Source organism: Curtobacterium flaccumfaciens (assembly GCF_051548005.1).
Lineage (GTDB): Bacteria > Actinomycetota > Actinomycetes > Actinomycetales > Microbacteriaceae > Curtobacterium.
The window spans coordinates 1-11,135 of the sequence record NZ_JBPUGH010000113.1; the positions used below are offsets into that span (position 1 = coordinate 1).

9 protein-coding genes and 1 pseudogene are annotated in these 11,135 nt (G+C 71.5%); 9 read left to right on the forward strand and 1 reads right to left on the reverse strand.

From position 1 onward, the window contains the following. Nucleotides 1-156 precede the first annotated feature (156 nt). Nucleotides 157-1,254 (reverse strand): LacI family DNA-binding transcriptional regulator, encoded by a 1,098-nt coding sequence (locus tag ACSW7Y_RS12780; protein WP_438126652.1) that lies wholly within the window; start codon nt 1,252-1,254, stop codon nt 157-159. 146 nt (nt 1,255-1,400) lie between these two features. Between ACSW7Y_RS12780 and ACSW7Y_RS12785 the strand changes: the two genes are divergently transcribed. The 9 genes and pseudogenes from ACSW7Y_RS12785 to ACSW7Y_RS12825 form a co-directional block, all read left to right on the forward strand. Continuing rightward, complete coding sequence (locus ACSW7Y_RS12785) at nt 1,401-2,759, forward strand: ABC transporter substrate-binding protein (RefSeq protein WP_438126653.1); 1,359 nt, start codon at nt 1,401-1,403, stop codon at nt 2,757-2,759. Continuing rightward, nucleotides 2,759-3,811, forward strand: coding sequence for a carbohydrate ABC transporter permease (locus tag ACSW7Y_RS12790; RefSeq protein ID WP_438126654.1), 1,053 nt, complete (start codon nt 2,759-2,761; stop codon nt 3,809-3,811). The genes ACSW7Y_RS12785 and ACSW7Y_RS12790 overlap by 1 nt, the downstream gene beginning before the upstream one ends. Next, a complete protein-coding gene (locus tag ACSW7Y_RS12795; protein WP_438126655.1) occupies nt 3,808-4,761 on the forward strand; it encodes a carbohydrate ABC transporter permease in 954 nt (317 codons plus the stop codon). Before ACSW7Y_RS12790 ends, ACSW7Y_RS12795 begins: the two co-directional genes overlap by 4 nt. Before the next feature lie 74 nt (nt 4,762-4,835). Next, nucleotides 4,836-5,675 carry a sugar phosphate isomerase/epimerase family protein gene (locus ACSW7Y_RS12800; RefSeq protein ID WP_438126656.1) on the forward strand — a complete coding sequence of 280 codons (840 nt, stop codon included), beginning with the start codon at nt 4,836-4,838 and terminating at the stop codon, nt 5,673-5,675. Next, entirely contained in the window at nt 5,672-6,865 is a 1,194-nt protein-coding gene (locus ACSW7Y_RS12805) for a Gfo/Idh/MocA family protein (RefSeq protein ID WP_438126657.1), read from the forward strand. Before ACSW7Y_RS12800 ends, ACSW7Y_RS12805 begins: the two co-directional genes overlap by 4 nt. Next, complete coding sequence (locus tag ACSW7Y_RS12810; protein ID WP_438126658.1) at nt 6,862-7,749, forward strand: sugar phosphate isomerase/epimerase family protein; 888 nt, start codon at nt 6,862-6,864, stop codon at nt 7,747-7,749. The genes ACSW7Y_RS12805 and ACSW7Y_RS12810 overlap by 4 nt, the downstream gene beginning before the upstream one ends. Next, complete coding sequence (locus ACSW7Y_RS12815; RefSeq protein ID WP_438126659.1) at nt 7,746-9,041, forward strand: mannitol dehydrogenase family protein; 1,296 nt, start codon at nt 7,746-7,748, stop codon at nt 9,039-9,041. The genes ACSW7Y_RS12810 and ACSW7Y_RS12815 overlap by 4 nt, the downstream gene beginning before the upstream one ends. Beyond that, a complete protein-coding gene (gene manD / locus ACSW7Y_RS12820) occupies nt 9,038-10,390 on the forward strand; it encodes a D-mannonate dehydratase ManD (protein ID WP_438126660.1) in 1,353 nt (450 codons plus the stop codon). The genes ACSW7Y_RS12815 and manD overlap by 4 nt, the downstream gene beginning before the upstream one ends. A gap of 31 nt (nt 10,391-10,421) precedes the next feature. Continuing rightward, a pseudogene (locus ACSW7Y_RS12825) lies at nt 10,422-11,135 on the forward strand (hypothetical protein); the annotation flags it as partial.

An 11,135-nucleotide genomic window follows, 5' to 3' on the forward strand; every position in this document is an offset into this window, starting at 1 on the left:
CCCGCGCTGCCGGGTCTGCGGGGAACAGCCGGTCGTCGTGCGGTGCGAGCGGCTGGGGTGCGAGGGTCCGCGGCGCCGGCGGCGGCACGGCCTGCGTGGTCGTGGTCTGCGTGCTCGTGGTCTGCGTGGTCGTGGTCTGGGTCATCGTCGACTCCTTCAGGACGGACGGCGGGTCGGACGGCGGGACGGGTCGGGTGCGGGACCGGTCGACCCGCGGACGGTCAGGTGCGTCGGCAGTGCGACGGCGCCGGCGGCGTGCCCGTCCGGCAGGTCCTCCGCGGACGGCGAGCCCGGGGCCGGGGCGGCGCCGAGCCGGGCGAGGAGCATGCGGATCGCGACGCGCCCCGCCCGTTCGATCGGCGACGTCATCGTGGTCAGCGGCGGGTTGCAGAAGTCGGCGCCGAAGATGTCGTCGCACCCCACGATCGACATGTCCTCCGGGACGCGGACGCCGCGCTCGCGGAGCCGCGAGAGCATGCCGATCGCGATGAGGTCGTTGAAGGCGATGCACGCCGTGGCCCCGGCGTTGACCGCGGCGTCGGCGGCCGCGGCACCCGAGTCGACGAACGGTGCGTGCGGTCCGATCCGGGCGACCCGCACGCCGAGCCGTTTCCCGACCCGCACGAGCGCCCGCCACCGACGCTCGTTCGACCACGAGCTGTCCGGGCCCGCGACGTAGAGGACGTCCCGGTGCCCGAGGCTCACGAGGTGCTGCACGGCCTGTTCGACACCGCCCGGGGTGTCGATGAGGACGGAGGGGACGCCGGCCGGGCGACGGTTCACCACGACGAGGGGGGTGCGCTCGGCGAACCGGGCGATCTGCGCGTCGGACAGTCGGGAGGCAGTGAGGACCGCTCCGTCGGCCTTGGCGGCGATCGCGGTCAGCGCGGCGAGCTCGGCGTCCGCGGACTCCTCGGTGTCGACGAGCAGCTGCGTCCACCCGGCGGCCGACAGCTGGTGCTGCGTCCCGCGGATGACGTCGAAGTAGAACGGGTTCGTGATGTCCGACACGAGGACGGCGACCGCCCGGGTTCGACCGGACGTCAGTGCCCGGGCCTGCGAGTTGGCGACGTAGCCGAGCTCCCGGGCGGCCTGCCGGATGCGCTGCTGCGTGACGTGGTTCACACGGTCCGGCAGCGACAGCGCGCGGGAGACGGTCGACGGTGCCACCCCGGTGGCGTCGGCGATGTCCCGGATCGTCACCCGACGACCGACGTCCGCACCCCCGACGGGGGCCGTGTCTGCACTGCTCACGCTGCCGAAGCTAGGCGGACGTGGCAACAAGTGGCAACCGGTTGCCGGATGTTGCCACCGGCGGGACAGTGGTCGCACCCGGGCAGCGCTGCCGACGGTCGGTCGTCGAGCGCAGCCCACGGAGGTCTCGAGGAGGAAGCCCCCGCATGAGGACACGAAGACTGAAGGCCCGCTCCGTGGTCGGAGCCGCCGCCGTCGTCGCGCTCGCAGCACTGTCGCTGCAGGGCTGCGCGATCGTCAACGGCAGCGGCGACGACCCGAACACGCTCCGCGTCATGATGGGCGCGGACACGACCTACCCCAAGGAACGCAAGCAGTGGCAGCAGGACGTCGCCGCCGAGTTCCAGCGCACCACCGGAGCGAAGGTGCAGTGGGAGACCTACTCCTCGGCACAGGAGGAACTCACCGCCATCCAGACGAGCGTCATCTCCGGGCAGGGCCCCGACGTCTACGCGATCGGCACCACGTTCACCCCGACCGCGTACGCCACCGGCGCCTTCGTCGAGATGGGCGAGAAGGAGTGGGACGCCGTCGGCGGCAAGGACCAGTTCGACCCGGCGTCGTTCGGCATCTCCGGTCCGAGCTCGTCGAAGCAGATCGGCATCCCGCTCGCCAGCCGTCCCTTCGTCATGGCCGTGAACAAGGACCTGCTCGCGAAGGCCGGCATCACCGAGATGCCGACCACGTGGGACCAGCTGACGGAAGACGCGAAGAAGACGACCGAGGGGGACGTGCACGGCATGGCGATCGCCTACGCCGACGGCTTCGACCCGTGGAAGTTCGTCTGGGGCATGGCGCAGAACGCCGGCAACACGATCGTGTCGAAGGACGGCAAGGCCGAGATCGACGCGAAGGCCGTCGAGAACGCGTACCGCACCTACTTCGACTGGGTCACCGAGGACGGCGTCGTCGACAAGGCCGCCATCGGGTGGAACAACGCACAGGCCCTCGCGCAGTTCACCGACGGCAAGGCCGCGTTCTTCCCGATGACGACCACCACCGCGATCAACTCGTTCAAGGACACGAAGGTCGACGGCAAGTACGAGTTCGCCCTGCTGCCGACCGTCCCACCGGGTGCGACGTCCCGTCCGAGCGACGGCATCGAGGCGGCGAGCATCCTGTCCGGCGACAACTGGGTCGTCGCGGACTACGGCACGAAGCAGGACCTGTCGTTCGACTTCATCAAGCAGCTCAGCACGCCGAAGGCGCAGCTCGAGTACTACAAGCTGTTCGGCAACCTGCCCACCAACGCCGACGCGGCAGCACAGCTCGCGGAGGACAACCCGCAGCTCGCACCGATCATCCAGGCCGGGAAGCTCTCGAAGCCCACCGCCTTCACCGGGGCGTGGTCGGACATCCAACTCGCCCTCGTCGACGTCGTCGTGCAGTCCATCCCGCAGCTCAAGAGCGGCGAGGTGAGCGACGAGCAACTCCGGTCGCGCCTCGAGGCCGCGCAGCGGGACGCCCAGTCCACCCTGAACCGCCAGAAGAACGGAGGGCTGTGATGACCGCCACGGAGACCCGGCCCCGCACCGACCCGGGATCGAGGCGACCCGTCCGCCCCGTGGGAAAGACGCCTCTCTACAAGAGGGAGCGCCCCCTGTGGATGCTCCTCCCCGGCGGCGTCCTCATGCTCGCCGTCATCGTGGTGCCGCTCCTCGTCGGCGTGTACATCGCGATGCTCGACCTCGACCAGTACACGCTGCGGCAGTGGTTCAGCGCCCCGTTCATCGGGTTCGCGAACTTCGCCGAGGCCTTCACCGCGTCGCCGCTCCTGCACTCGATCTGGATCTCGGTGTCGCTGTCCGTGCTCGTCACCGCCGTCACGGTGCCGATCGGGGTCGCCGCGGCGATCTCCACGCAGAACCGGTTCCCGGGCCGCGGACTCGTCCGGTCGGTCTACCTCATCCCCTACGTGCTCCCCGCGTTCGTCGTCGGCACGTTCTTCCGGACCATGCTCCAGCCGCAGGGCGTCGTGAACTCGGTCCTGCACACCGACGTGCTCTGGCTGAACGGCTCCGCGTCGTACTGGGCGCTCGCCGGCGTCATGGTGTGGACGAGCTGGCCCTTCGTCTACCTGCTCTCCCTCGCCGGCCTGCAGGCCGTCGACAACGAGGTGCACGAGGCCGCGGCGCTCGACGGCGTGACCTGGTGGGCGAAGCTGCGGTACATCATCTTCCCGTACCTCCGCGGCCCGCTCTCGCTGGCGGTGATCATCTCGATCCTGCACAACATCAACAACTTCACCCTCCCGTTCGTCCTGTTCGGCATCCCGCTGCCGTCGAGCGTCGAGGTGATGCCCGTCCTGACGTACATCGCGAGCTTCCAGTCGTTCCGCTTCGGCCTGTCCGCGGCGATGGCGATCTGCTCGCTCGTGATCGTCGCCATCCCGCTGTTCGTCTACCTCCGGGCCGTGAAGCTCGACACCGGCGACGACGCGGGCCCCACCCGCAAGCAGCGACGCGCCGACCGGGCCACGCTCGCGGCAGCGGACCCGACCACGCTCGCGGCAGCCACCCCGGCCGCAGCCGCCGACATCGACGGAGCCCGCGCATGAGCACCCAGAGCACCTTCCGACCCCGCACCCGTCCGACCGCGACGCTGACCGAGAGCATCACGGCCCGCAACGGCCGACCGGCGAAGCGGCCCTACGACACCGACGTCACCCGGCTCCTGCCGCGCTGGCTGCTCGTGGTCGTCATCGCCGTGATCGTCGCGTTCATCGCCGTCCCGGTGCTCTACATCCTGTTCGGCTCCGTCAACTCGGACGTCGCGGTCGCCCGCGGCGAGTACTTCCCCTCCGAGTTCACGCTGGCGAACTACGTGAACATCTGGTCGACGGTCGCGCTCGGCCAGGGGCTCGTGAACTCGATCCTCACCGCCGGGGCCGTCGCGGTGGCGAGCGCCGCGCTCGCCGTGTCCACCGCGTACGTCCTCGTCCGCTTCCGGTTCCTCGGCCGCCTCACGATCCTCCGCGGGCTCCTCGCCCTGCAGTCGATCCCGGGCACCCTCCTGCTCCTGCCCGTGTTCGTGGTGTTCTCGAACATCGCGAGCGCGACCGGCGTGCAGATCATCGGCACACGCTGGGGCCTCTTCGTCACCTACCTGACGTTCGCCCTGCCGTTCTCGACGTGGGTGATGGTGACCTACCTCCGCGGACTGCCGAAGGAACTCGAGGAAGCGGCGCGCATCGACGGCGCCTCGAGCGGCCGGATCCTGCGCAGTGTCGTCCTGCCGCTCTCGTGGCCCGGCATCGTCGTCTCGGCGATCTTCGCCTTCCTGCTCGGCTGGAACGACGTCCTGTTCTCGACGATCATGACGACCCCGAACACGCGCACCGTCGCGGTGGTGCTGCAGGTGCTCGGCACCACGCAGGAGGGCGGCGCCGTCCCGATCTACGGCCAGATGATGGCCGCCTCGATCGTCTGTGCCGTACCGGTCGTCGCGCTCTACCTCATCTTCCAGCGCTACCTGGTCGGCGGTCTCACCGCTGGCTCCGTGAAGTAGACAGCAACCCAGAACCGGACGGGAGGCCCGTGGCGGCCCCGCCACGCGCCTCCCGTCCGACAGGAAAGGACACCATGACCGACCAGCCCAGTTGGGAACTCTCCGGTTTCGGCGACGAGATCGACGCCGATCCGGCGATCCAGGTCGCGGTGCTGCAGGCGCTCGGCGCCAGTGCCATCGAGGTCCGCAGCGCCTGGGGGGTGAACGTCGTCGACCTCGACGAGGACCAGCTCGCCGGCCTCCACCGCCTGTTCGAGGAGCGCGGACAGAGCGTGTCCGCCATCGCCTCGCCGATCGGCAAGGTGCCGGTCGACGAGCCCGTCGAGCACGAGGTCGGACGGCTCGGCCGTGCGATCGCCGCGGCGCACGCCCTCGGCACGACGAACATCCGGGTCTTCTCGTTCTACTTCGAGGGCCGCGCACCCGAGGACGTCCGCGACGACGTCCTCGTCCGGATGCGGGCGCTCGCCGACCTGGCTTCGCGCGAAGGCGTGACGCTGCTCCACGAGAACGAGAAGGACATCTACGGCGACGTGCCCTCGCGTGTGCTCGACATCGTCGAGAGCGTCGGGTCTCCCGCGCTCCGCCTGGCCTGGGACAACGCGAACTACGTGCAGTGCGGCGTCAAGCCGTTCACCGACGGCTGGGCACAGCTCGCGCCCTACGTCGACTACCTGCAGGTCAAGGACGCCCTCGCAGCCGACTCCTCGGTCGTCCCCGCGGGGGAGGGCGACGGCGAACTCCTGCAGACCCTGACCGCCCTCCGCGACGCCGGCTACTCCGGGTACGCCTCCCTCGAACCGCACCTCAGCGACTTCACCCACCTCGGCGGGTTCTCCGGCCCCGCGGCCTTCGGTCGCGCCGGCCGCGCCTTCCGCTCCCTCACCGACCAGATCGGAGTCACCCTGCGATGACCACCCCACTGAAGCTCGCCGTCGTCGGCGCCGGCGTCATCGGACGCCACCACGCCCGGGTCGCCGTCCAGCACCCGGACCTCGAGGTCGTCGCCCTCGTCGACGCGATCCCCGCCGCGGCCACGAGCGCCGCCGACGAGCTCGAGTCGATGGGTGCCGCGCGGCCGATCACCACCGAGACCATCGAGGACGCGATCGCGCAGGCCGACATCGACGTCGTCGCGATCTGCTCGCCGTCCGGCATGCACGTCCACCTCGCCGAGGCGGCGCTCGCCGCAGGCAAGCACGTCGTCATCGAGAAGCCGCTCGACACGACCATGCCGCGAGCCCGGCAGATCGCGGCGCTCGCATCGGCTGCCCGCGACCGCGGCCTGGTGACGAGCGTGATCAGCCAGCACCGCTTCGACCCGGCCTCGGTCGCGGTCGCCGGCGCCGCGCACGACGGCTCGTTCGGCACGGTGACCTCCGGGGTCGCGAGCGTCGCCTGGTACCGGTCGCAGGGGTACTACGACTCGGGCGACTGGCGCGGCACGTGGGACCTCGACGGCGGCGGCGCGGTGATGAACCAGGGCGTGCACACTGTCGACCTGCTCGTCTGGGCGCTCGGCCGACCCGAGGAGATCTCCGCGCAGACCGGGCTCCTCGCGCACGACCGGATCGAGGTCGAGGACACCGCGGTCGCCACGGTCCGGTTCCGGAACGGCGCCCTCGGCGTCATCCACTGCACGACCGCCGCGTACCCGGGCCTCTCCGCCCGGTACGCCGTGTACGGCACGCACGGGTCGGCGATCGTCGACGACGACCGGCTCGCCTACTTCCACGTCGCGCCCGACTCCGCGACGCTCGAGTCCGCGTCGACCACCGCGAACGCCACCGCGGTCGCGGACGCCGTCGACCAGAAGTCCGACGTCGTCCCGCCCGAGCACGTCGTCGGCGGCCCGCCCGAACCCGACCACTTCGCCGCTGGCCACGCCCGGCAGTACACCGACATCGTCGCGGCGATCCGCGAGGGTCGGGAGCCCGGCGTGACGGTCGACGACGCCCTCGTGTCCCTCGCGACCGTCCGCGGACTCTACGTCAGCGCGACGCTCGGCAAGCCGGTCCGCATCGACGACGTCATCGAGGGCACGTACGACGACGTGGTGCCGGTCGTCGGTGCCGGGGCCCACACAGAAGGAGCAGTCTCGTGAAGTTCTCCGTGTTCACCGCCTCCACCCCGGACTGGACCCCCACCGAGGCGGCGCAGACCCTCGCCGAGCAGGGCTGGGACGGCATCGAGTGGCGCGTCGTCGACGATCGCCCGGCTCCCGGCGAGACGGTCCCCGACGGGCGGTCGTTCTGGGCCGGCAACAAGTCGACGTGGCAGTTCACCGGCATCGCAGATCGGGTCGGCGAGATCGCCCGGATCACCGACTCCGCGGGCCTCGAGTACTCCGGCATCGGCGGCTACCAGCAGGTGTCCGACCACGACGGCGTCGAGACGATGCTCCGCGTCACCGCCGAACTCGGCGCCCGCCAGGTCCGCGTCACGATGCCGCACTACCGGCAGGAGCGCGAGCGCACCGGCGAGACGTACGCGCAGATCTTCGACCGCACACGGGTCGACCTGGAACGGGCAGCGGGCCGCGCTGCGGAGCTCGGCGTCAAGGCGCTCGTCGAGCTGCACCACATGACGATCACCCCCTCCGCGTCGGCGGCCCTCCGGCTCGTCGACGGCCTCGACCCGGAGCACGTCGGCGTCATCCACGACCTCGGCAACCTCGTCATCGAGGGCCAGGAGGACCACCTCGCCGCGTTCGAGCTCCTCGGCCCCTACCTGGCGCACGCCCACGTCAAGAACGCCCGCTGGGTCGACACCGGCGACACCCGGGCCGACGGCAGCCGCGTCTGGCAGAACGAGTGGGCACCCCTGCGTGACGGTCAGGCCTCGGTCGCCGAGTACCTGGACGCCCTGCGGCAGCACGGCTACGACGGGTGGGTCACGATCGAGGACTTCTCCACCGACCTCCCGCTCGCGGAGCGGACGGCCGACAACCTCGCGTACCTCCGGACGCTCGTGCCGGTGGCGGCATGACCGACCGACGCCCCGGCATCGTCCACCTCGGCGTCGGCGCGTTCGCACGCGCACACCTCGCCTGGTACACGGCGCACGTCGAGGGGGAGCGCTGGGGCATCACCGCCTTCACCGGGCGCTCACCCGCGGTCGCGGAGGCGCTCGCCGCGCAGGGGTGCCGGTACACCCTGGTGACCCGGGGCGCCGACGGGGACACCGCCGAGGTGGTCGACACGATCGTGGCGGCCCACCCGGGCGGCGACGACACCGCCTGGAGGCACGTGGTCGCGTCCCCGGAGACCACCGTCGTCACGCTGACGGTCACCGAGCAGGGCTACCGGTCCGGCTCCGACGTCCCGGCCCGGTTGGTCGCGGCGCTCGACGCCCGGCGTGCCGCCGGCGCCGGGCGGCTCGCCCTCGTCTCGCTCGACAACCTGACGCACAACGGCGAGGTGCTGCGCTCGGCGGTGGTCGATGCCGCCGACGACGAGGGGCTGCGCGACTGGATCGAGTCGAACGTCGCGTTCCCGTCGTCGATGGTCGACCGGATCACCCCGGCCACGACCGCGGACGACGTGGACGACCTCGCCGGGCTCCCGGGGGCGCTCGAGGACGACCGGGTGCCCGTGGTCACCGAGCCCTTCGCCGAGTGGGTGCTCGAGGACCGCTTCGACGGCATCGACCGCCCTGCCTGGGAGACCTCGGGCGTCCGGCTCGTCGACGACGTCACCCCCTACGAGCAGCGGAAGCTCTGGCTGCTCAACGGGTCCCACTCCCTGCTCGCGTCCCTCGGACTCCTGCTCGGGCACGAGACCGTGGCGCAGGCGATGGACGATCCCCGGTGCCGCGCAGCCGTCGAGCAGCTCTGGGACGAGGCCGCCGCCGAGCTGCCGCTCCCCGACGACGAGGTCGACGCTGCACGCGTCGCGCTCGTCGAACGGTTCGCGAACCCGAGGATCCGGCACACCCTCCGCCAGATCGCGTCCGGCGGGTCCCAGAAGCTGCCCGTCCGGGTCGTCGACGTGCTGCGGCACCGACTCGCGCGCGACCCCGACGCCGGCATCGGTCCGGGAGCCGCCACGGCCCTCGCCGCGTGGTGGCTGCACCTCACCGAGCAGCCCGACCTCGTGGACGACGCCGGAGCCCCCGGGCCAGACTCGGACGTGTACGACGTGCTGCGCGTCGTCGCCCCGGACCTCGACACCACACCCGTGGTCGCCGCCGTCACCGCGGCAGCCGACCGCATCCGCTCGGCCCGGCAGGACGCCACGGACGAGACCGAGACCCGCACCGAAGAAGGAGCGCACGCATGACCGACACCACCACGAACCCCGCGGCCCCGGTGCCGGGCGCGACCGACAGCGGTGCGGCGACGGACCCGACCGCGGGGCGTCCGGACACCTGGGCGTCCGCCGATCGCGGGCAGCTCATCGACCGGGCCGAGGTCATCGTGACGAGCCCGAACCGCAACTTCGTCACGCTGAAGATCACCACCGCCGACGGCGTCACCGGGTTGGGTGACGCGACGCTCAACGGGCGTGAGCTCGCCGTCGCCACCTACCTGTCCGAGCACGTCGTCCCGCTGCTCGTCGGACGCGACGCCAGCCGGATCGAGGACGCCTGGCAGTTCCTCTACCGGTCCTCGTACTGGCGCCGGGGCCCGGTCACGATGGCCGCGATCGCCGCCGTCGACATGGCGCTCTGGGACATCAAGGGCAAGGTCGCGGGCATGCCCGTGTACCAGCTGCTCGGTGGAGCGTCCCGGACCGGGCTCATGGCGTACGGCCACGCGTCCGGCAAGGAGCTCCCCGAGCTCTTCGACTCCATCCGTGAGCACCAGGCCGAGGGCTACCGCTCCATCCGCGTCCAGACCGGCGTCCCCGGCCTGGAGAGCATCTACGGCATCGCCTCGAACAAGACCACCGAGGGCAACGAGGGCGTCCGGTACGACTTCGAACCGGCGCAGCGCGGCGCGTACCCGGCGATGGAGGACTGGGACACCCGCGCCTACCTCCGCCACGTGCCCACCGTGTTCGAGGCCGTCCGGAACGAGTTCGGCCCCGAGCTCCCGCTGCTGCACGACGGCCACCACCGGATGACTCCGCTGCAGGCCGCGAAGCTCGGCAAGTCCCTCGAGCCGTACGACCTGTTCTGGCTCGAGGACTGCACGCCGGCGGAGAACCAGGAGGCCCTGAAGCTCGTCCGGCAGCACACCACGACGCCCCTCGCGATCGGTGAGGTCTTCAACACGATCTGGGACTTCAAGGACATCATCCGCGACCAGCTCATCGACTACGTCCGCGGAGCCGTCACGCACATGGGCGGCATCTCCCCGCTGCGGAAGACGATGGACTACGCCGCGATGTACCAGATCAAGTCCGGGTTCCACGGGCCGACCGACATCTCCCCGGTCGGTCTCGCCGCCCAGATGCACCTCGGGCTCGCCATCCACAACTTCGGCATCCAGGAGTACATGCAGCACGGACCGAAGACGAACCAGGTGTTCCGGCAGACGTTCACCTTCACGGACGGCTACCTCCACCCGGGTGACGAACCGGGCCTCGGCGTCTCGCTCGACGTCGACGAGGCCGGCAAGTACCCGTACGAACAGGCCTACCTGCCGTTCAACCGTCTCGCCGACGGCACCGTCCACGACTGGTGACCCACCGGGGGGACGCGGGCATGCTGGGCTGATGGAGTTCAGCGAGGTCGCCGGGGAGCTGCTGCTCGTGGCCCCCGGCGACTTCGTGCGCGCGCGGACCGAACGGCAGCGCGCCGCGCGGAAGGACGACCGCGCCCTCGCCACGAGGATCGGCGGGCTCCGGAAGCCGGCCCCGGCCGCATGGGTCGTCGACCTCCTCGTGCACGACGACGCGCTGGACGAGGCGATCGACCTCGGTCCGGCGCTCCGCGAGGCCCAGGCGAGTGCGGACCCCGACGAGATCGCCGCGCTCCGGAAGCAGCGCGCACGGCTCGTCCGCGGGCTGACCGACCGGGGCGCAGCGCTCGCCGGGGGAGCCGGACACGAGGTCACCCGTGCCGTCCTCGACCAGGTGGCAGCGACCATCGAGGCAGCCATGATGGACCCCCACGCCGCCGCGGCCGTCCGGTCCGGGTTGCTCGTCCGGCCGCTCGAGAGCGTCGGCTTCGACGGCGTGGACCTCGACGGCGCGCTCGCCGACCCGGACGCCGTACCGGACGCGTGGTCCGGGGCCGACGCCGAACCGATCCCGATCGACCACGCACCCAGTCACAAGCGGCGCCGCGATCGTGGTGACCACGACGGCGACGGGGGCCGCTCGGCGGGGCCGACCCGTGCCTCCCGGCCGACGACGCGGAGCCGCGCAGCCGGACCGGCGGCGCAACCGGACGACGACGTGCCGGTGCCGGACCGCGGGGCCCTGCGC